Genomic DNA, 19,059 nt, shown 5'->3' on the forward strand with positions numbered 1-19,059 from the left:
GGCCGAGTGACGAACGCGACGGCGGGCGCTTGGCGGCTCCTCCGTCGCGTCCGCCCCGGCGCGGCGCCCTGCCCTACGGCTCGGTCAGGGGCAATCCGCGGCTCGGCGGGCTCCAGTGGAGGTCGGGCGTCGACGCGTAGAGCCGCCGGTGGGCGAGCACCGCGTAGGTGTCGGTCATGCCGGCGATGTAATCGGCGATGCGCCGGGCGATGCGGCCGGCCGGTGCGCCGGACAAGCCCTCGCTCCATTCCACCGGCATCCGCGTCGGATCGGCCGAGAACGCCGAGAACAGGTCCGCGACGATGGCGTTCGCCTTCGCCCGCACCGCCATCACCTCCGGATGGCGGTACATCCGCGCGTAGAGGAAGCGCTTGATGTCGGCGTCGGCGGCCGCGATCTCCTCCGAGAACGCGATCACCGGAGCCTGCGCCCTACGGATCGCGGCGACGTCGCGCGGTGCGAGCACGTCCAGGCGGCGCCGGCTTTCCGCGATCACGTCCTCGACGAAGCGCGTGATCACCCGCCGGGCGAGCTCGTGGATGGTGCGCGACACCTCCAGACCGGGATGCAGGGCGGCGATCTCGTCGAGCAATCCGCGCAGGAACGGCACCGCTTCGAGGTCGGCGAGATCGAACAATCCGGCGCGCAGGCCGTCGTCGAGGTCGTGGCTGTCGTAGGCGATGTCGTCGGCGAGCGCCGCCGCCTGCGCCTCCGGCCCGGCATGGTGCGCCAGTTCCAGGGGGTGCAGCGCGTCGTAATCGAGGATCGCCGCCGCGATGCCCGTGCGCGCGTAGCGCGGGGTCGGGCGACCGTCCGGCTCGAGCAGCGGGCCGTTGTGCTTGACCAGGCCCTCCAGCGTCTCCCAGGCGAGGTTCAGCCCGTCGAAGCCGGCGTAGCGCCGCTCCAGCCGGGTCACGATGCGCAGCGCCTGCGCGTTGTGGTCGAAGCCGCCATGCTTGGCCATGCAGGCATCGAGCGCGTCCTCGCCGGTATGGCCGAAGCAGGTGTGGCCGAGGTCGTGGCTGAGCGCGAGCGCCTCGGCCAGGTCCTCGTCGAGGCCCAGCGCGCGGGCGAGCGCCCGGGCGATCTGGCTGACCTCGAGGGTATGGGTCAGCCGGGTGCGGTAATGGTCGCCCTCGTGATGCACGAAGACCTGGGTCTTGTGCTTCAGCCGGCGGAAGGCGGTCGAGTGCACCACCCGGTCGCGGTCGCGCTGGAAATCGCTCCGCGTCGGCGAGGCCGGCTCGGGGATCAGCCGTCCGCGGGTCGCGCCCGGGTCGGTGGCGTAGGCCGCGCGCCAGCGCTCACCGTTGGCGCGCACGCGGCCTCCCGCCCGGTTCGTGATGTGCTGCCGGCATGGTTCCCTCGCAGTTCGACGCGGCACGCGTTGCGGCGCGCCGTCGTACCCCATATCTTGGATCGATCACGCGCCGGGCAATCGCCCGCCGCGCCCGGACCCGACAACAGCGCCGATGGCTCTCCCGATGGCCGAGATCACCCTGACCCCCCGCGCCGCCAAGCGCATCAACGAGATCATGGGTGCCGAGCCCCCGGGCGCGCTGCTTCGCGTCAGCGTGAACGGCGGCGGCTGCTCCGGCTTCTCCTACGCCTTCGACATCACCCGCGACCAGGAGGCGCAGGACGTCACGATCGAGCGCGACGGCGCCACCGTGGTCGTCGACCCGGTGTCGCTCGAGTACATGGCCGGATCCACGATCGATTTCGTGAACGACCTGATCGGGCAGTCCTTCAAGATCGAGAACCCGCAGGCGACCTCGTCCTGCGGCTGCGGCACCTCGTTCTCGCTCTGATCTTTCGAGGGGCGCGGCGCTGTCCCGTGCGGCCCCGAGGGTGGTGTCGGGGCTGGTTGCGGTCGCCGGCATCGTGGTGCCGGAACGACAGGCGCCGACAAGCGTGGGTCGCGACGTGGCGCACCGATTGCCTCGCGCGGCGAAATGCGGGACGACAGCGCCGTCTCCTCGGATAGAACATTCGTCAGCGGTCCGCACACGATGATCAGTCACCGAACGGTCCGCGCCAGCCTGATCCGGGCGGCCCGCCTCTGCCTCTGTGCCGGTCTCGTCCTCGGCGTCGGGACGACGGGCCGGCCTGCGGCGGCGCAGGAGGCGGCCTCGGCGGTCCAGGACGTCGTGCTGGTCGACGTCGCGTTGCCGCTCGGCGACACGGTGTTCAAGGCGGCGCGGATCACGGTCAGCGGCACGCGTCTCTCGCGCGACGACCTGACGGCGATCCTCAAGGCGGATTCGCCCGAGCCCTGGGCGCCCCGCCTCGCACGCCTGGAGGCGGCGAGCATCTCGATCCCGGTCCTCGTCTCCGAACATCCCGGCCCGGGCGGATCGCTGCAGACCGTGACCTATCGCGAGGTCGCGGCGCGCGACGTGCGCGCCGGCCGCATCGCCGAGCTGACCATGGCCGGCGCCGGGGTCTCCGTCACCGGCGCGCACCCGGGGTCGGGCACCTACGGCCGCATCGTCGCCAGCGATCTCGACCTCGCCGCGCTCGTCCGGCTCTCGTCGGAATCCGGCGACGGCAAGGGGCCGGTCCAGCGGATCTACGCCGCGATCCAGGCCTCGGACGTGACCTACACGGAAGCCTCGGGCGTCACGATTCGGATCGCCGGGCTCGAGGGCCGCGATTTCGGCGGACGCCAGGTCCCCGGCGGCTGGAACGGCGCGATGGCCGGGCTCGCCCGCGGGCTCGAGGCCGTCGACCCGGAGATGACGGCGGCCGAGCGCGGCAAGCTCGCGGGAACCGCCGCCGACCTGGCCGACGCCGTCGCGTTCGGCAGCCTCGAGCTGCGCGGCCTCGCCATCAGCCGGACCGGCGCCGGCGAGCCGATGCTGGTCGAGGTCGGGCGCCTGGCTCACGGCGGCACCGGCGCCGAGAGCGGCACGACCCTGGAGGCGATCGCGTTCGCGCAGGGCGGCCTCAAGGCCCGGCTCGCGCGTGTGGCGCTCACCGGCGTCTCCCTCGCCCCGACCATCGCGACCCTGCGCCGCCTCGCCAACCCGGACACCGCCGTCACCGACGAGGAGCTGCGCCGCCTCACCCCCGCGGTCGGCGGCCTGGCGCTGCAGGACCTGAGCCTCGACATGCCGGGCGCCCCGGCCCCGGTCGGCAAGGAGCCCGGCCGGACCGCATCCAGGCCTCCGGCCACCGCCAAGTCCGGCGATCCCCTCGCCACGCCCGCCGCCCCCGGTGCGGCACCGGTCCACCTCGCCCTGCGCAGCGGCGCCCTGACCTTCGGGCCGCTGCGCGACGGGGTGCCGACCGCGAGCCGCCTCGATCTTTCGGGCCTGACGTTCCCCGCGGCGATGGTCGCCGGCATGCCGGTGCTCGGCGCGCTGCCGGATTACGGCTATGCCGATCTCGATCTCAACCTCGTGGTCGATTCCGCCTGGGACGAGGCCAAGCGCGAGGTCGCGGTGCGCGAGATGACGCTGTCGGGCCGCGACATCGGCTCGCTGCGGCTCGCCGGGACGATCGGCGGCCTCGGGCCGGAGCTGTTCGCCTCGCACATCCCGGCGGCGAGCCTGCTGATGCTGACGGCGACCGCCAAGGCCCTCGACCTGACGATCCAGAATACCGGCCTGTTCGAGCGCTTCCTCGCGGCCCAGGCGAAGGCCCTCAGCCTGAAGCCGGAGGAGCTGCGCCAGGAATACGTGGCCGCGACCCAGTTCGGCGTGCCGGCGATGCTCGGGAACTCGCCCGCCGCCCGGGCGATCGGCGCGGCGCTGGGCCAGTTCGTGACGAAGCCCGGCCGCCTGACGATGACCGCGAAGGCAAAGAACGCCGCCGGCCTCGGCTTCGCCGATTTCGGCCTGGCCCGCACGCCGGGTGCGGTGCTCGACAAGCTCGACGTCGACGCCAAGGTGGAGTGAGGCCGGCCCTTCCGCTCGAAGGAACGCTATTCCGCGATGACGCCGGGGAAGCGCTGCGCCAAGTCCTGTCGCGTCGCATCCGCCCAGGCGCGGTCCCGCTGCGGCCGCGGCCGGTCGAGCGGGATGGTGGCGACGAGGCTCGCCGGGCGCGGGGAGAGCAGCAGCAGCCGGTCGGCGACGGCGATCGCCTCGGCGACGTTGTGGGTCACCATCAGCACGCTCATGCCGAGCCGGTCGACGGTGTCGACCACGAGGCCGCGCAGCGAGGCGGCGGCCGCGTCGTCGAGCGACACGAACGGCTCGTCGAGCACCAGGAGCCGCGGGTCGTTGGCGAGCGCGCGGGCCAGCGCCACGCGGCGCTGCATCCCCAGCGACAGCGCGCCCGGATAGCGGCCGCGCCAGGGGGCGAGCCCGAGATGCGCGAACAGCCCGTCGAGGTCGCGCCCGCGCTGCGGCCGCGGCATCGCGAGGCGCACGTTCTGCTCCACCGTCCGCCACGGCAGCAGGCGCGGCTCCTGGAAGACCATGCCCGGTCCGGTCTCCGAGGCGCGCGGATCCGGCACGATGGAGCCGTCGTAATCGGCGTCGAGCCCGAGCAGGATCCGCAGCGTCGTGGTCTTGCCGGCCCCCGAGGGCCCGATCAGGCAGGCGATCTCGCCCGGCCGGATCGCGAAGGCGAGATCGCGCACCGCCTCCACCGGCTCGGCCGAGGCCGGATGGTAGACCTTTCGCGCGATCGCGACCGTGAGGACCGCGTCGGAACCCGACATCTCGTCAACGGCGGCGGACATCTTATCGCCAGCGGCGGACATGCGCTTCGAGCCGCTGCAGGAGGAGGATGTCGATGGCGATCATCACGCTCATGAACACGATGCTGTAGCCGAGGATCGCGGCGACGTCGGTGCTCTGGACGAAGTAGTAGTTGATCGCGAAGCCGACGCCGTTGGGGCGGCCGAGCAGCTCGATCACCAGCACGATCTTCCAGGCCAGCGACAGGCCGGAGCGCGCCGCAGCCACCACGTAGGGCTGCAGCTGCGGCACCAGGACGTGGGCGACCCAGGAGCGCCGGTCGAACCGGTAGGTCCGCGCCATCTCCTCAAGGCCTGGGTCGAGGTCGCGCGCGCCCTCCCGCAGGATGACCGCGACGTTGGGCAGCTTGTTCAGCACCACGGCCAGGATCGCGGCCGACTCGTTCAAGCCGACCCAGACGTAGGCCAGCACCGTGATCACCAGGGCGGGCGTGTTCAGCATCGCCAGCAGCGGCGTGTCGAGCAGGGTGTTCAGGCGCTTGGAGCGGCCGAGCGCGACGCCGAGCAGCACGCCGAGCACCATCGCGAGCACGAACGAGACGCCGACCCGCGCCAGCGTGATCCCGACATTGGTCCACAGGTCGCCGCGCGCCGATTCCCGGCCGATGAAGGCCGCCACGGTGAGCGGCGTCGGCAGCATCCGCGAGCCCGCGGCTTGTGCCGCAGCCTGCCACGCGGCGAGCAGCACCAGCATCGAGCCGAGACGGGTGAGGATGGCGCGGCGGTTCGAGGCGCTTGCGCGGATCAACCGGTCTTCCCGTCGTAGTACAGGCCCGGCGGCAGGCCGGTGCCGGTGCCGACGAGGCGTTCGCCCCCGAGCCGCGACATCACCGAGAACAACCGCTCGCCGTCGCTGCGCTCCTCGGCCAGCGGGCGGCGCGGGATGCCGGCGAGGTATTCCCGCTTCAGGGCCTCGAAGATGGCGTCGTCGTCGGCGGCCATCAGCGGGCGCACAATGTCCCAGGCGGAGGGGTCGGCCGCGAGCATGTCCTTGGCCGCGCGCACCGCGCGCACGAACCCGGCCATCGCCTCGGGCTTCTCGGCGACGGTCTGCGCCTCGAACAGGTATCCGATCAGCGCGAACACGCCCTTCGCGCCGAGCGCGCGCATCATGTCGTCGGCGCCGATCAGCCGGCGGAAGCCCTTGGCCTCGAGGCGTGCGCAGTAGGTCCAGTAGGTGAGCGCGGCATCGAGCGACCCCTGCTCGAGCTTCAAAGCGATCAGGGGCGGTGCGCCGTAGGCGATCTCGGCCTTGGCCTCGATGTCGAAGCCGGCCGCATCCTGCGCCTGGGCCTTGAGCAGCAGCCAGTTCTTGTCGAGCGGCCCGCCGCCGACGCCGAGGCGCTTGCCTTCGAGATCCTTGAGGGTCTTCACCGGGCTCGCGGCGGGCACCATCACGGCGCCCTCGGAGGTCGAGGCCGGAACGTAGCGCATCGCCCGGCCCTCGTTGCCGAGGCGGGCCGCCCAGAGCAGGTCCCCGACGATCACGTCGACCTGGCCGCCCATGAACGCAATCCGTGCCGCGTCGTTGCCGGCGAGCTTGACGAGGTCGAGGGTGAAGCCGTTGGCGGCGTCGAGACCGCGCGCCTTGATCACCGCGGCTTCCCACGCGACCGTGCCGAACGGCAGGCTGCCGAGGCGCACGCTCGGGGCCGCCAGCGCCGGATGCGACAGCACCGGCAGGCCGGCGAGCGCGGCGGCGAGCAATCCGCGCCGTGACAGCATGGCGCCTTCTCCCTGGAGGTCTTGCCGGCCGGTTCGGCCTTGGGCCCGCCCCGGCCGGAGCGGTGAGGCTCCGACGCCGAGGGTGCCGTTGCCGAAAGGTCATAGGGCGCAGCACGCGGCCCGTCCACAACCGCCTTGCGCGGGAGCGGTGGCCGGGGCAGGCTCGAAGGGGACAACCGACATCGGAAGAGAGATCATGGCCGAGCCACGCGAAGGCGCCCTGGACGACGAGACCATCGCCGCTCGGATCGCCGCCGAGATCCCGGCCTGGCGCTACGAGGACGGGTGGATTCGCCGCACCTACAAGACCGCGAGCTGGAAGAGCACGCTGATGGTGATCAATACCGTCGGCCACCTCGCCGAGGCCGCATGGCACCACCCCGACCTGACCGCTTCCTACGCCTGGGTCGAGGTGCGGCTGATGAACCATGCCGCCAAGGGCATCACCGACAAGGACTTCGCGCTGGCGCGAAAGATCGAGGAGGTCGTCTCCTGGCAGCCGGGCCTCGAGGGCCAGGGCCTGGAAGGGACGCCGACGGACGCACGCTTCGCCTACGTCAAGTACGAGAAGTAGGCCGATCCTCACGACACGCTCATGGCATCGCGCGGCGGTGACGCTCGATTCCTTACGTGGGCGGCTCGATCTTGGCGGTGCGGTTCCGGCAAGGGGCCGCGCCAGCCCCGCGTGAGACCATGCCGAACCTTCGATCCGCCCTCGCCGCCGTCGCCGGCCGCCCGCCCGCCATCCCGGACGCGCCCGCTCTCAGCTTCACCATCGGGCAGGATGCCGGCGGCTGCTGGGTCGCGCTGGAGAGCCACGGGATCGCCGGCGGCCTGTTCCGCAACCGCGACGACGCGCTGCATTACGCCGGGGGCGAGATCCGGAACGGGCGCGGCGAGATCCGCTTCGCCACCGGCCCCATCGCCTTCAAGGCCGGATGCTGAGGCGCCCCGCGGTCACTGCGGGCTCTTCACCCGGCGGCACTCGGTCTTGAGGTAGGAGGTCTTGCCGATCTCCTCGCGCAGGTCCGTGCGGGCGATGATCTCCTGCCAGCCGTTGGTGCAGCCGAGCTCGTTCGCGACGCGGACCTTGCGCACCTCCAGGGCCTTGTCGTCGGTGCAGGCTTCCTGCGCGATCGCGTTGGCGCAGACGAGGACGACGGCGAGGAAGGTGTTCACGGCAAGGGCTCTCCCGCGGGAAGGACGTGGCAGCCCTACGCACGAGCCGCGCAGGAGGTTTCGCGCCGGGCGGCGCGGCGGCGTCGCCTTGCGTCGACCAAGCCGAGCTTCACGCCACGGCGACGACGCGGTCGGCCGCGTAGGTCGCGCCCTCGACCGGGTTCGCCACCCAGCGGCAGCGTCCGATCGTCATGTCGTGCCCGGCATGGAAATGGCCGGACACCCACAGGACGGGCCGCGCGGCGTCGTCGAGCTCGTCGAGCACCGTGGTCGCGTAGAAGGCCGGCACCCACCACGGCACCCCCGGGGCGTCGCGGAAGGCGTCGGCCGCACGCGGGCTCGGGGGATGGTGCGTCACCGTCACCGTCGGCCCGTCGAACGGCTGCGCCAGGGCCGCCAGCAGCCGGCGGCGCTCGGAGGCGTGGGCCGCCATCGCGTCGGCGGGAAGCCAGGCGGTGCCGTCGGCCTTGCGGATCGAGCCGCGGTACTCTCGCGAACCGGTGATCGGGTCGGTCATCCGCTCGGCCGCGTAGCTCACCGGGTCGGCCGGCCGGTCGGGCGCGTCCGCCGCGAGCCAGCGCCCGGCCAGGGACCAGTCGCTCCACAGGGTCGCGCCGACGAAGCGGACCCCATCGAGGACGCACGTGGCGCCGTGCTGCAGCAGGTGGATCCGGGCACCGGCGCCATTCAGGCGCTCGACCTCCCCTGTCAGTGCGGCGAGGAGCTCGGGGGCGGTTCGCGCGTCGCCGGTCGGCGCATAGTGCTCGTGGTTGCCCGGCACGAGCACCACCGGTCGGCCGCCGGCCAGCGCCAGCACGGCGGCGAGCCCGCGCTCGGGGTGGCCCTCGTACAGATCGCCGGCGCAGACCATCACGTCGAACGCCCCGCTCGGTGCGGCGATGAGATCGAGGCGGCGGCGCTCGAGATGGAGGTCGGAGATCGGGAAGATCCTCACGGGGGCGGTCCTGCTTCGTGCACGGCGCGGCGCTCGGCGGAGGCCGCGCGAAGGATGTCGCCGGCCGAGTCCGCGTTGAGGATGGCGATCCCGGCCGCGGCGATCAGGTCGGGCCAGGGCGAGGGCTGCAGCGCGGTGGCGAGCCCGGCCGCGATGATCGCCAGGTTGGCGTAGGCGTCGTTGCGGGCCGACAGCCAGGCCGCCCGCGTCAGGCTGCCGGCGCCGTCGCGATGGCGCGACAGCATCAGGGCGCAGGTCAGGTTGACGGCGAGCGCGCCGAGGCCGGTGAGCGTCAACGGAAGCGGCGCCGGCGCGCTCAGGTCCGAAAACTTCTCGTAGGCCGCGTAGGCGGTCGCGAGCGCCGGCACCATCAGGATGCCGGCCATCAGCGTGCCGAGGCGGGCGCGGTTGACTGCGCTCCAGCTGAGGCCGGCGAAGATGAGCAGGTTGATCGCCGCGTCCTCGAGGAAGTCGAGGCTGTCGGCGATCAACGCCACCGAGCCGATCGCCAGGGCGACCGCGATCTCGATGCCGAAGTAGCCGAGGTTCAGCCCCGCGACGCGCGCGACGACGGGGCGGAGCGGGGGGGAGGCGGTGGAGTCCACGCGGGCGACGGTGTCCGTTGACGGGCCGGGCCGCCTCTTCGCCCACCGCGCGCGGGCTGTCGACCCGGCCTCGGCGTTTCGCCCGGCTGGATTCGGCGCCCGACCTGTGCGAGGCGGGGCCGCGGCCGGACCGAATCCGTGCGGCCGGAACGAGGAGTCTCAGATGTTGCCCGAATTGCGCGTTCTCTACTTCGAGGACCTCGAAGTCGGGCTCTCGGAGACCCTGTCGAAGACGATCGCCTCCTCCGACGTGATCGGCTTCGCCGAGATCACCGGCGACCGCAACCCGATCCACCTGTCCGAGCACTTCGCGGCGCGCACGCCCTTCGGCACCCGCATCGCCCACGGCCTCTACACCGCCGGGCTGATCTCGGCGGTGCTCGGCACCCGCCTCCCCGGCCCCGGCGCGGTCTACATCAGCCAGACCCTGAACTTCCGCGCGCCCGTGCGCATCGGCGACACCGTCGACGTGACCGTCGAGGTGGCCGAGCTCGTGCCCGAGCGGCGCCGCGCCCGCCTCAAGTGCACCTGCTCGGTGGCCGGCGAAGTCGTGCTCGACGGCGAGGCCCTGGTGAAGGTGCCGACCAAGGCCGAGGCCGACCCGCTGGCGATCCGCATGGGCGGCCGCCCGCCGGCGTGAGCGGAGCCGGACCCTAGGGCCGCCGACCGCATGTGCGCCGACGCGCGGTCCGTGCAGCCGATCCCGATCACCGATCCGGCCGATCCGCGCCTCGCCCCCTATGCGGCGATGCGCGAGCGTGACCTCGTCGGGCGGGCCGGTCGCTTCATCGTCGAAGGCGAGGTCACGCTGCGGCTGATGCTGTCGCCGCAGGCCCGCTTCCGCACCGAATCGATCCTGTTGCTGCCCGAGCGCGTCGCCGGCCTCGCAGCCGCGATCGAGGCCGGCCCCGGCACGCCGCCGGTCTTCGTCGCCGACCGCGCGGTGATGAGCGCGGTGGCCGGGTTCCAGATCCATCGCGGCGTGCTCGCCGTCGGCATCCGCGGCGACGGCGCGCGTGCGGACGCGGTCGTCCCGCCGGCGCCCGCCCCGGCGCTGGTCGTCGGCCTGGCCGGCTTGACCAACCACGACAACGTCGGCGGCCTGTTCCGCAACGCCGCGGCCTTCGGTGCCGACGCGGTGCTGCTCGACGCCGGCACCTGCGATCCGCTCTACCGCAAGGCGATCCGCGTCTCGGCCGGCGCCGCCCTGACCGTGCCCTTCGCGCGCTTGGATCCCGGCGCCGACTGGCTCACGACCGCCCGCGCCCTCGCCCTCGAGCCGCTGGCGCTCAGCCCGTCCGGGCGAGAGGACGTCGCCGATCTGACGGCGCCGGCCCGCACGCTGCTGCTGCTCGGCACGGAAGGCCCCGGGTTGCCGGCCGACGTGCTGGCGCGGATGCGCGGCCTGCGCATCGCGATGGCGGCGGGCTTCGACTCGCTCAACGTCGCCACAGCCGGGGCGATCGCCCTGCATCGCCTCTCCGGCGGGGGTCGCGATGCGCGCGACAATGCGCACCCATTGCCTTGACCCCGCGGCGAGCTAGCTTGACAGCAGGTGGACCGGGCGGGAGCCGGTCGTCCGCCGGGTGGTTCTGGTCTGGGAGTCGGGCGCGTTGCTTCAGTCACGGGAGGGCCTGCGGACATTGTCCGGGCGCCGGGTCGTCGTCGTCGGTGCCGGGCCGGGCGGCCTCGCCACGGCCCTGCTGCTGGCGCGCGCCGGCCTTCAGGTCACGCTGATCGAGAAGGACCAGCAGGTCGGCGGCCGCACCAAGACGGTCGAGGCCCCCGGCGGCTACAAGTTCGACATCGGCCCGACCTTCTTCCTTTATCCACAGATCCTGGCCGACATCTTCGACAGTTGCGGCGAGCGGCTGGAGGATCACGTCAAGCTCGAGCGGCTCGATCCGCAGTACCACCTCGTGTTCGAGGCCGGCGGCGAGATCCGCGCCACCGGCGACATGGACCGCCTCGAAGCCGAGATCGCCTGCATCGCGCCCGACGACGCCAAGAACGTCAAGCAGTTCTTCGCCGACAACCGGGTCAAGCTGAAGTTCTTCAAGCCGGTGCTGGAGCAGGCGTTCCACACCCTCCGCAGCATGGCGAGCCCGGGGATGCTGCGGGCGCTGCCCCACCTGCATCCCGGCCGCAGTGTCGACCGCGACCTGCAGCGCTACTTCAAGGATCCGCGGGTCCGCCTCGCCTTCGCGTTCCAGACCAAGTACCTCGGCATGTCGCCGTTCCGCTGCCCGAGCCTGTTCACGATCCTGTCGTTCCTCGAATACGAGCACGGGGTCTACCACCCGGTCGGCGGGTGCGGCGCGATCTCGGAGGCGATGGCCGGCCTCTGCCGACGCATGGGCGTCGACATCCGGCTCGGGACCTCGGTCGAGCGCGTCACCTTCGACGGCAAGCGCGCCGACGGCGTGATCGTGGACGGAGAGCGGATCGCCGCGGACGCGGTGGTGATCAACGGCGACTTCGCGCAGGTGATCCAGGATCTCGTCCCCGAAGTGCACCGCCCGCGCTGGCGCGACCGGAAGATCGAGAAGGCGCGCCTCTCGTGCTCGACCTTCATGATGTACCTCGGCATCGAGGGTAAGATGCCCGAGACCCTTGGGCACCACACCATCCTCCTGGCCGAGGACTACGCGCGCAACATCCGCGAGATCACCGACGGCATCCTGCCGATGCAGCCCTCGGTCTACGTGCAGCATGCCGGCTACACCGACGGCGGCATGGCGCCCCCCGGCCATACCGCCCTCTACGTCCTCGTGCCGGTGCCGAACCTGAAGGCGGGGATCGACTGGCCCGCCACCCGTGCGACCTACCGGGCCCTGGTGCTGGAGCGCCTGAAGCTCCTCGGTCTCGACGACATCGAGAGCCGCATCCGCTTCGAGCGGATCGTCGATCCTGTCGAGTGGCGGGACGAGTTCGCGGTCTACGAGGGCGCCACCTTCAACCTCGCCCACGACCTGATGCAGATGCTGTACTTCCGCCCGCACAACCGCTTCGGGCCGGGGCTCTACCTCGTCGGCGGCGGCACGCATCCGGGCTCGGGCCTGCCGGTGATCTACGAGGGCGCGCGCATCTCCGCCCGCCTGCTCATCGAGGAGCTGGCCGGCGCCCGCGTCGCCGAGACCTCCGGCGTGCCCGAGACCGCGGCGCTCGCCACCGGCGGCGAGACCTCGTGAGCGTCGCTGGGCCCCGCACGCTCCGTACGCCGACTCCCATTCCGCATTCCGGCCGCGCCCCGAGGCGCCTCGCGCTCGCCGCGGCGGCCGTCGTCGTCGCCCTGCCGGCGGCGGCGGCCACCATCGAGGTGGTGGTGGATGGGGCCGACCCCGGCACCTCCGTGTCCGTCGCCCTGTGCCAGGGCGGCCTGTCCGAGGAGGCCTGCAGCCTCGGGCAGGAGCTGACCGCGCGCGGCGGGACGGTGAACGTCGTGTTCCGCGACGTTCCGGCCGGCCGCTACGCCGTCGCGGCGTTCGAGGACGTCAACGGCAACCGCAAGCTCGACCGGACCGGCCTTGGCCTGCCGATCGAGCCCTACGGCTTCTCCGGCGGCGTCGGTCTCAAGGCCCGCCCGACCTTCGCGCAGGCCGCCTTCGACCTGCGCGAACCCGGGACCGCGCTGCGGGTCGGCCTCGCCCGCGCCCTGCCCCGACGCTGAGGCGCCGCGTGACGGATCCTCTCGTCCGCGTCGCGGGCGCCGCCCTCGCTTATCGCGATCGACGCGTGCTCGACGCGGTCGATCTCGTCCTTGGCGCGGGCGAGATCCTGGCGCTGCTCGGGCCGAACGGCGCCGGCAAGACCTCGCTGATGCGCCTGATCGCGGGGCGCCTCGCGCCGCAGGCCGGAACGGTGCGGGTCGGCGGCCAGGATCCGTTCCGAGTGCGCGCAGCGCGGCGGGCGATCGGCTGGGTGCCGCAGGAGATCGCGCTCTACCCGCGCCTCACCGTCGCCGAGAATCTCGGGGTGTTCGCGCAGCTCGCCGGCATCGGGCGGCGTGAGCGCGCCATGGCCGTGGCGGAGGCCATGGCGCTCACCGACATCGCCGAGGCGGCCGCGCGCCCGGTCGGGCTGCTCTCGGGCGGCTACCAGCGGCGGGTCAACATCGCGGCGAGCCTGATGTGCCGGCCGGCCCTGGTGCTGCTCGACGAGCCGACGCAAGGGGTGGATCTCGTCGCCCGCGCCGCGATCCACGCCGTGCTCGGGCGCCTGCGCGAAGAGGGCACCGCCATCCTGATCGCCACCCACGACTTCGCCGAAGCCGAGCGCCTCGCCGACCGTGCCGCCTTCATGGCCGGTGGCCGCATCGTCCGCGAGGGCACGCTCGCGGACATGCTGGCCGAGCTTCGTGCCGGCATTCCCGAGCGCGAGGTCGCCCTCAGCCTGCCGGCCGGCCCCGCCGCCGACGAGGCCCTGCGCCGCGCCGGGTTCGCGCCCTCGCACACCCCCCTGGTCTGGCGCGCCGCCCCCGGCCTCGCCCGCCCGCTCGACGGCGCGGACCTGCTCGACGCGCTGCGGGCGCAGGCGGTGCCGGCCTACGAGGTCCGCGTGCGCGCGCCCGGCCTCGAGGCGCTCTACCTCGACGCCCTCGACGGCGGCCCCGCGGGCCTGCGCCTGGCCGAGGCCGCGCGATGATCGGCGCCGCCTTCCGCGTGATGTGGATCAGCCTGATCCGCGACCGCGCCGCCCTGACGATGGCCTTCGTGCTGCCGACCGTCATCTTCGTGATCTTCGCCGCGATCTTCTCGGGCGCGATCGGCGACCGCATCCGCATCCATCTCGGGCTCGCCGACCTCGCCGGCACCGCCACCACCGAGCGCCTGATGAAGGCCCTGGAGGCCGACCCGTCGCTCCGCGTCACCCGCCTGCCCGAGCGCGACTTGGCCGGAATCGTCGCCACGGTGCGCCGCGGCGACGTCGACGTGGCGCTGGTGATCCGCAGCGACCTCGCAGCACCGGTGGCCGGTGCGGCGTCCGAGCAGCCGGTGGTGCTGGTCGAGAGCCCGGCCAAGGCGCTCGCCACCCCGATCGCCCTCGGCCAGCTCCAGCGGGTGCTGAACGAGGCGCTGCCCGACGTGGTGCTGTCGCGGGTCGTCGCCGATGTCGAGCGCAGCGGCAAGATCGGCGCCGACGAGCGCGCCTTCCTCGACGAGGCCTTCGCCGAGCAGCGCGCGAAGAAGGAGCCGTTCAGCTTCGCCTCGCTGGTCGAGCGGCGCAGCACCGCGGAAGGCGCCGCCAACGAGCGCGTGCGCTACTATGCCGGTGCGATCACCGCGGTGTTCCTGCTGTTCGCCGCGATGCAGGGGGCGATGTCGCTCACCGAGGAGCGCGCCACCGGCCTCGCCGACCGGCTGATGGCGGGGCCCGGCGGCCTGGGCGTCATCGTGCTGGGCAAGTTCGCCTTCCTCACCGTGCAGGGCGTCGCCCAGGCCGGGCTGATCTTCGCGGCCGCGGCCCTGCTCTACGGCGTCGAGATCGGCCCGCACTGGCCGGCCTTCCTCGTCACCTGCGCGCTGGTCTCGGCGATGGCGGCCGGGCTCGCGCTCGCCGCCTGCGCCGCCGCCGCGACCCGCCAGCAGGCGCACCTCGCCTCGACCTTCGGCGTGCTGCTGCTCTCGGCGGTCGGCGGCAGCATGGTGCCGCGCTTCCTGATGCCGCCCTGGCTGCAGCAGGCGGGCTGGTTCACGCCGAACGCCTGGGCGATCGAGGCCTACCAGGGCGCCCTCGGCGACGGCGCCGCCGCGGCTTTGGCTGCCTGGGGCGTGCTGTCGGCGATCGGGCTGGCCGGGCTCGGGGCCGCCTTGATGCTCGTTTCGCGGCGGACGGCATGACGATGGTCGACCCGGCGCGACCCGGTGGCGCGTTGACCGCCGATCGGTTCTGCCTAGCTTCAATCGAGGGGACGCCGTCGTCGCGGGCGTGCCGGGAGTATCGAACGCCATGAGCCAGGATTCCACGGTCGCCGTCGTCGGCAGCGGGCTCGGCGGCTTGGCCGCCGCCTGCGTGAGCGCGGCGCGCGGACACCGGGTCACGGTCTACGACAAGAACGACTGGCTCGGCGGAAAGGCCGCGGTGCTGCACGAGGGCGGCTTCCGGTTCGACATGGGGCCGACGATCCTCACCGTGCCGCGCGTGCTGGAGCGCATCTTCGCCGAGGCGGGCCGCAACCTGCACGACTATCTCGACCTGCGCCGGCTCGATCCGCAGTGGCGCTGCTTCTTCGACGACGGCACCCGCATCGACCTGATGCAGGACGTCGCCCGCATGGCCGCCGACATGGATCGCTTCGCGCCGGGCGCCGGGAGCGGCGAGGGCTACAGGAAGTTCTTGGAGGTTTCCGAGAACCTGCACCAGATCTCGGAAAAATTCTTCTTCTGGAAGCCGGTGGAGGACCTGTTCGACACGATCAACGTCCGCGCGAACCTCAACCCCGGGACCCTGCGCGACGTGCTCGCGCTGCGGATGCACGCCTCGGTGGCGAGCACGATCCGCGGCAAGGTGAAGGATGCTCGCCTGGCGCAGATGCTCGACCACTTCGTGCAGTATGTCGGCTCCTCGCCCTACGGCGCGCCGGCGGTGCTCTGCGCCATCGCGCACATGCAGACGGCGGAGGGGGTCTGGTACCCGATGGGCGGCACACGGGCCGTCGCCGAGGCGCTGGCCAAGCTCGCGACCGAGCTCGGCGCGACGCTGAAGCCGGGCGAGGAGGTGTTGGGCCTCGACGTCTCGGCCGGCGCGGTGAAGGGCGTGCGGACCAAGTCCGGCACCACCGCCTACGACGCGGTGATCTCGAACATGGATTCGGTGCGGACCTATAAGGAACTGGTCGGCGGCGACGCCGGCAAGGCCTACGCGAAGAAGAACCCCGAGCCGGCCTGCTCCGGCGTGGTGCTCTACCTCGGCCTGAACAAGCGCTACGAGCACCTGAACCACCACGACTTCGTCTTCTCCAAGGACCCCGAGGAGGAGTTCGACTGGATCTACCGCAAGGGCGAGCCGGCCCCGGACCCGACCGCCTACCTCGCGGCGCCCTCCTCCACCGATCCGTCGGTGGCGCCCGAGGGCGGCGAGGCGCTCTACGTCTTGGTCCACACGCCGTACCTGCGCCCGCACCACGACTGGAAGACGATGTTCCCGGCCTACCGGCAGGTGATCCTCGACAAGCTCAAGCGCACGGCCGGCATGCCCGACCTCGAGGAGCGCATCGTCGTCGAGCGCCACCTCACGCCGCAGGACATCCACGAGCGCTACCACGTGCTCAACGGCGCGATCTACGGGCTGGCCTCCCACGGCAAGGTCATGGGCGCGTTTAAGCCGGGCAACCGCTCGCGGCAGGTGCGCAACCTCTACCTCGCCGGCGGCGCCGCCCATCCCGGGCCGGGCATGCCGATGGTGATGATGTCGGGCTGGATCGCCGCCGACGCGCACGACGCCGACGCCCGCGGGCAGCTGCGCGAATCCGCGTGACCGGCGAAGCGGCACCCGGCATCCTGTCGCCCGGTCCGGTCCGGGATTGAACCCATGGCCGATGCGCCCGATCGCAGCCGCCGGTTCCGGGCGCCGCCGCCGGCCTCGCCGGTGGTGTGGCGGTTCATGGTCGCCTACTTCGATCGCTTCCTCCGGCGGCGGATGAACGCCCTGCGCCTCCCGCGCTGGGGGGCGGCGCCGGAGCTCGGCCCGGGGCCGGTGGTGGTCTACTGCAACCATCCGGCCTGGTGGGATGCGGCGGTGATCATCCTGCTCGCCGGGCGCCTGTTTCCCGAGCGGTCGAGCTACGCGCCGTTCGACGCGCGGATGCTGGAACGCTACGGTGTCTTCCGCCGGATGGGCGCGTTCGGCGTCGACCTCGACACGCCGCGCGGCGCGGCGCAGTTCATGGCGGCCTCGCGCGAGATCCTGGCCCGGCCCGCGAGCGTGCTCTGGATCACCGCCCAGGGGCGCTTCGCCGACGTGCGCAGCCGGCCGCTTGCCCTGCGCGCCGGCGTCGCCCGGCTCGCCGAGATCGCGCCGGACGCGCAGTTCGTGCCGCTGGCGCTCGAATACGCGTTCTGGGACGAGAGCGGCGCCGAGGCCTGCGCGGCCTTCGGCCAACCCGTGTCCGGGCGGACCCTGGGCGATTTGCCCCGCGGCGAGCGCCTCGCGCGGCTGGAGGCCGACCTCACCGCCGTCCTCGATCGCCTGAGCGCCGACGTGATCGCCCGCGATCCGGCGCGGTTCCACGACCTCGCCGCGGGGCGCCAGGGCGTCGGCGGCCTGTACGACGGCTGGCGGCGGATGGCGGCGGCCCTGCGCGGGCGGCGCTTCGAGGCCGGCCACCGGGCCGCGGCCGGGCGGGAGACCCGGGCCGAGGAAGCGCAGCGCTGATGGTCGACCTCGTGCTGCCCGCCCTCGCGATCCTGGCGCTCGCGGCCGCGCTCCTGCCGGCCGTCCTCGCCGCGATGAACCTGACGCTGCTGCGCACGCCCGAGCCGGACGGGCCGGAGGCGGGCCTCGTCTCGATCCTCATCCCGGCGCGCAACGAGGCCGCCCATATCGCGGCGACCGTTCGGGCGGCGCTCGCCGGCGTCGGCGTCGCCGTCGAGGTGCTGGTCGGCGACGACCACTCGACCGACGCCACCGCCGAGATCGTCGCGAGCATCGCCGCCGGCGAGCCGCGCCTGCGCCTCGTGCCTGTGCCGCCGCTGCCGGAGGACTGGACCGGCAAGAACCACGCCTGCGCCCACCTCGCCGGCGAGGCACGTGGCGCGCATCTGCTCTTCGTCGACGCCGACGTGCGGCTCAAGCCGTTCGCGGCGGCCGGCCTCGTCGCCCATGCCCGCCGCACCGGATCGGGCCTCGTCAGCGCGGTGCCGCGGCAGGTGATGGGTACGCTTGGCGAGAAGCTCACCGTGCCGATGATCAACTTCCTGCTCGTCGGCTACCTGCCGGTGGCGATGATGCGCGCCTCGATGCGCCCGGCTTTGGGCACGGCCTGCGGGCAGCTCCTCCTGATCGGGCGCGACGCCTACGCGGCGATCGGCGGCCACGGCGCCATCCGCCGCTTCCTGCACGACGGGGTGAAGCTGCCCCGGCTGCTGCGCGCGGCCGGACACCGCACCGACCTCGTCGCCGGGCACGCGCTCGCCGATTGCCGGATGTATACGGGATTCTCGCAGTGCTGGGCCGGGTTCTCGAAGAACGCCCACGAGGGCATGGCGACGCCGGTGGCGCTGCCGGTCTGGACCGCCCTGCTCGGCCTCGGCCACGTCCTCCCGCCCGTGCTGGTGCTGGCCGGCCTCCTCGGCGGCCTCGACGCTGCGACCTGGTTCCTGGCGTTCGCGGCGCTCGCCGTCTCGCTGGCGACCCGCACGGCGATCACCCTGGTGACCGACGAGCCGGCCGCGACCATCCCGCTCCACCCCGCGGCGGTCGTGGTCGCGCTGGCGATCCAGTGGAACGTGCTGCTGCGCCGCAAGCGCGCCGGCGCCGCCGTCTGGAAGGGCCGCAGCTATCCGACCGGCGGCGCCTGAGTCTCCGAGAGGATCCACGCCGCCGTCTCCGCATCCGCCTCGGCGACCGCGAGGTGCAGGACGATCGGCGTCTCGTAGGGATGGCGCGCCTTCAGGGCCGCGGCGAGGGTGTCCGACAGGCCCGTGCGCGTCTTCACGATCGCGACGACCTCGCTGCCGTGCTCGATCGCGCCCTTCCAGGCGTAGACCGAGCGCATCCCGGGCAGCACGTTGACGCAGGCGGCGAGCTTGTCCCGCACCAGCGTCTCGCCGACGGCGAGCGCCGTCTCGGCATCGGGGAACGTGGTATAGACGAGGAGCGGACGCTCCATGCTATGGCTCTCTGAACGACTGGGCGCACGCACGAAGCATGGTGCACGCGCAGGA

Annotated in this window: 21 protein-coding genes; 13 read left to right on the forward strand and 8 right to left on the reverse strand. The window is 72.9% G+C overall.

Going from position 1 to position 19,059, the window contains the following annotated elements:
- Positions 1-73 precede the first annotated feature (73 nt).
- Positions 74-1,321, reverse strand: a complete 1,248-nt coding sequence (locus ACFZ8E_RS16700; RefSeq protein ID WP_405043293.1) for a deoxyguanosinetriphosphate triphosphohydrolase — start codon at positions 1,319-1,321, stop codon at positions 74-76.
- Between the two features lie 163 nt (positions 1,322-1,484).
- Between ACFZ8E_RS16700 and ACFZ8E_RS16705 the strand changes: the two genes are divergently transcribed.
- Positions 1,485-1,811: an iron-sulfur cluster assembly accessory protein gene (locus tag ACFZ8E_RS16705; protein ID WP_147728759.1), complete on the forward strand. Its 327-nt coding sequence runs from the start codon at positions 1,485-1,487 to the stop codon at positions 1,809-1,811.
- Between the two features lie 201 nt (positions 1,812-2,012).
- Positions 2,013-3,902 carry a hypothetical protein gene (locus ACFZ8E_RS16710; RefSeq protein WP_243937515.1) on the forward strand — a complete coding sequence of 630 codons (1,890 nt, stop codon included), beginning with the start codon at positions 2,013-2,015 and terminating at the stop codon, positions 3,900-3,902.
- A 26-nt stretch (positions 3,903-3,928) separates the two neighbouring features.
- On the opposite strand, the gene ACFZ8E_RS16715 is transcribed toward ACFZ8E_RS16710, so the two are convergent.
- The 3 genes from ACFZ8E_RS16715 to ACFZ8E_RS16725 are packed head-to-tail and all read right to left on the reverse strand — an operon-like array spanning position 3,929 to position 6,436.
- Positions 3,929-4,693 (reverse strand): ABC transporter ATP-binding protein, encoded by a 765-nt coding sequence (locus ACFZ8E_RS16715; protein ID WP_147842312.1) that lies wholly within the window; start codon positions 4,691-4,693, stop codon positions 3,929-3,931.
- 1 nt (position 4,694) lies between these two features.
- Positions 4,695-5,405, reverse strand: coding sequence for an ABC transporter permease (locus tag ACFZ8E_RS16720; protein WP_147727945.1), 711 nt, complete (start codon positions 5,403-5,405; stop codon positions 4,695-4,697).
- Positions 5,406-5,455: 50 nt separating this feature from the next.
- A complete protein-coding gene (locus ACFZ8E_RS16725; RefSeq protein WP_405043294.1) occupies positions 5,456-6,436 on the reverse strand; it encodes an ABC transporter substrate-binding protein in 981 nt (326 codons plus the stop codon).
- 196 nt (positions 6,437-6,632) lie between these two features.
- Here ACFZ8E_RS16725 and ACFZ8E_RS16730 point away from each other — a divergent pair, with 196 nt between their 5' ends.
- Positions 6,633-7,010, forward strand: coding sequence for a 4a-hydroxytetrahydrobiopterin dehydratase (locus ACFZ8E_RS16730; RefSeq protein ID WP_147842313.1), 378 nt, complete (start codon positions 6,633-6,635; stop codon positions 7,008-7,010).
- Between the two features lie 119 nt (positions 7,011-7,129).
- Complete coding sequence (locus ACFZ8E_RS16735; RefSeq protein WP_147727940.1) at positions 7,130-7,381, forward strand: RAG2 PHD domain containing protein; 252 nt, start codon at positions 7,130-7,132, stop codon at positions 7,379-7,381.
- A gap of 12 nt (positions 7,382-7,393) precedes the next feature.
- Here ACFZ8E_RS16735 and ACFZ8E_RS16740 read toward each other — a convergent pair whose 3' ends face one another.
- The 3 genes from ACFZ8E_RS16740 to ACFZ8E_RS16750 form a co-directional block, all read right to left on the reverse strand.
- Positions 7,394-7,615: a hypothetical protein gene (locus tag ACFZ8E_RS16740; RefSeq protein WP_243932129.1), complete on the reverse strand. Its 222-nt coding sequence runs from the start codon at positions 7,613-7,615 to the stop codon at positions 7,394-7,396.
- Positions 7,616-7,724: 109 nt separating this feature from the next.
- Complete coding sequence (locus ACFZ8E_RS16745) at positions 7,725-8,570, reverse strand: metallophosphoesterase (RefSeq protein ID WP_405043295.1); 846 nt, start codon at positions 8,568-8,570, stop codon at positions 7,725-7,727.
- Positions 8,567-9,175: a cation transporter gene (locus ACFZ8E_RS16750; protein WP_405043296.1), complete on the reverse strand. Its 609-nt coding sequence runs from the start codon at positions 9,173-9,175 to the stop codon at positions 8,567-8,569. Before ACFZ8E_RS16750 ends, ACFZ8E_RS16745 begins: the two co-directional genes overlap by 4 nt.
- Positions 9,176-9,338: 163 nt before the next feature.
- Here ACFZ8E_RS16750 and croR point away from each other — a divergent pair, with 163 nt between their 5' ends.
- The 9 genes from croR to ACFZ8E_RS16795 all read left to right on the forward strand — a co-directional run bounded on the left by croR (position 9,339) and on the right by ACFZ8E_RS16795 (position 18,693).
- Positions 9,339-9,815 carry a 3-hydroxybutyryl-CoA dehydratase gene (gene croR / locus ACFZ8E_RS16755; RefSeq protein WP_147727936.1) on the forward strand — a complete coding sequence of 159 codons (477 nt, stop codon included), beginning with the start codon at positions 9,339-9,341 and terminating at the stop codon, positions 9,813-9,815.
- A 108-nt stretch (positions 9,816-9,923) separates the two neighbouring features.
- Entirely contained in the window at positions 9,924-10,703 is a 780-nt protein-coding gene (locus ACFZ8E_RS16760; RefSeq protein ID WP_405044397.1) for a TrmH family RNA methyltransferase, read from the forward strand.
- Positions 10,704-10,788: 85 nt separating this feature from the next.
- The gene (locus tag ACFZ8E_RS16765; protein ID WP_405043297.1) at positions 10,789-12,366 is read left to right on the forward strand and encodes a phytoene desaturase family protein; all 1,578 of its coding nucleotides are present in this window, start codon (positions 10,789-10,791) and stop codon (positions 12,364-12,366) included.
- Between the two features lie 38 nt (positions 12,367-12,404).
- Positions 12,405-12,845 carry a DUF2141 domain-containing protein gene (locus tag ACFZ8E_RS16770; RefSeq protein WP_405044398.1) on the forward strand — a complete coding sequence of 147 codons (441 nt, stop codon included), beginning with the start codon at positions 12,405-12,407 and terminating at the stop codon, positions 12,843-12,845.
- Positions 12,846-12,853: 8 nt separating this feature from the next.
- On the forward strand, positions 12,854-13,819 hold the full coding sequence (locus ACFZ8E_RS16775; RefSeq protein ID WP_405043298.1) for an ABC transporter ATP-binding protein: 966 nt from the start codon (positions 12,854-12,856) through the stop codon (positions 13,817-13,819).
- Positions 13,816-15,015, forward strand: coding sequence for an ABC transporter permease (locus ACFZ8E_RS16780; protein WP_147858439.1), 1,200 nt, complete (start codon positions 13,816-13,818; stop codon positions 15,013-15,015). Before ACFZ8E_RS16775 ends, ACFZ8E_RS16780 begins: the two co-directional genes overlap by 4 nt.
- Before the next feature lie 109 nt (positions 15,016-15,124).
- Positions 15,125-16,651: an NAD(P)/FAD-dependent oxidoreductase gene (locus ACFZ8E_RS16785; protein WP_147729536.1), complete on the forward strand. Its 1,527-nt coding sequence runs from the start codon at positions 15,125-15,127 to the stop codon at positions 16,649-16,651.
- 126 nt (positions 16,652-16,777) lie between these two features.
- Positions 16,778-17,548 (forward strand): lysophospholipid acyltransferase family protein, encoded by a 771-nt coding sequence (locus ACFZ8E_RS16790; RefSeq protein WP_405044399.1) that lies wholly within the window; start codon positions 16,778-16,780, stop codon positions 17,546-17,548.
- On the forward strand, positions 17,548-18,693 hold the full coding sequence (locus ACFZ8E_RS16795; protein ID WP_147726305.1) for a glycosyltransferase family 2 protein: 1,146 nt from the start codon (positions 17,548-17,550) through the stop codon (positions 18,691-18,693). The genes ACFZ8E_RS16790 and ACFZ8E_RS16795 overlap by 1 nt, the downstream gene beginning before the upstream one ends.
- Here the strand turns inward: ACFZ8E_RS16795 and cutA are convergent.
- The gene (gene cutA / locus ACFZ8E_RS16800; RefSeq protein WP_147726304.1) at positions 18,672-19,004 is read right to left on the reverse strand and encodes a divalent-cation tolerance protein CutA; all 333 of its coding nucleotides are present in this window, start codon (positions 19,002-19,004) and stop codon (positions 18,672-18,674) included. The two genes, ACFZ8E_RS16795 and cutA, sit on opposite strands and share 22 nt — an antisense overlap.
- Between the last annotated feature and the right edge of the window lie 55 nt (positions 19,005-19,059).

It is taken from the genome of Methylobacterium sp. HMF5984, assembly GCF_045033435.1.
Lineage (GTDB): Bacteria > Pseudomonadota > Alphaproteobacteria > Rhizobiales > Beijerinckiaceae > Methylobacterium.

What these genes read in the sequence shown, in the direction of transcription:
- ACFZ8E_RS16705 (WP_147728759.1), top strand. Translation starts at nt 1,485, where the DNA reads ATGGCCGAGATCACCCTGACCCCCCGCGCCGCCAAGCGCATCAACGAG.
- ACFZ8E_RS16710 (WP_243937515.1), top strand. Translation starts at nt 2,013, where the DNA reads ATGATCAGTCACCGAACGGTCCGCGCCAGCCTGATCCGGGCGGCCCGC.
- ACFZ8E_RS16715 (WP_147842312.1), bottom strand. Translation starts at nt 4,693, where the DNA reads ATGTCCGCCGCCGTTGACGAGATGTCGGGTTCCGACGCGGTCCTCACG.
- ACFZ8E_RS16720 (WP_147727945.1), bottom strand. Translation starts at nt 5,405, where the DNA reads ATGCTGGTGCTGCTCGCCGCGTGGCAGGCTGCGGCACAAGCCGCGGGC.
- ACFZ8E_RS16725 (WP_405043294.1), bottom strand. Translation starts at nt 6,436, where the DNA reads ATGCTGTCACGGCGCGGATTGCTCGCCGCCGCGCTCGCCGGCCTGCCG.
- ACFZ8E_RS16730 (WP_147842313.1), top strand. Translation starts at nt 6,633, where the DNA reads ATGGCCGAGCCACGCGAAGGCGCCCTGGACGACGAGACCATCGCCGCT.
- ACFZ8E_RS16735 (WP_147727940.1), top strand. Translation starts at nt 7,130, where the DNA reads ATGCCGAACCTTCGATCCGCCCTCGCCGCCGTCGCCGGCCGCCCGCCC.
- croR (WP_147727936.1), top strand. Translation starts at nt 9,339, where the DNA reads ATGTTGCCCGAATTGCGCGTTCTCTACTTCGAGGACCTCGAAGTCGGG.
- ACFZ8E_RS16760 (WP_405044397.1), top strand. Translation starts at nt 9,924, where the DNA reads ATGCGCGAGCGTGACCTCGTCGGGCGGGCCGGTCGCTTCATCGTCGAA.
- ACFZ8E_RS16780 (WP_147858439.1), top strand. Translation starts at nt 13,816, where the DNA reads ATGATCGGCGCCGCCTTCCGCGTGATGTGGATCAGCCTGATCCGCGAC.
- ACFZ8E_RS16785 (WP_147729536.1), top strand. Translation starts at nt 15,125, where the DNA reads ATGAGCCAGGATTCCACGGTCGCCGTCGTCGGCAGCGGGCTCGGCGGC.
- ACFZ8E_RS16790 (WP_405044399.1), top strand. Translation starts at nt 16,778, where the DNA reads ATGGTCGCCTACTTCGATCGCTTCCTCCGGCGGCGGATGAACGCCCTG.
- ACFZ8E_RS16795 (WP_147726305.1), top strand. Translation starts at nt 17,548, where the DNA reads ATGGTCGACCTCGTGCTGCCCGCCCTCGCGATCCTGGCGCTCGCGGCC.
- cutA (WP_147726304.1), bottom strand. Translation starts at nt 19,004, where the DNA reads ATGGAGCGTCCGCTCCTCGTCTATACCACGTTCCCCGATGCCGAGACG.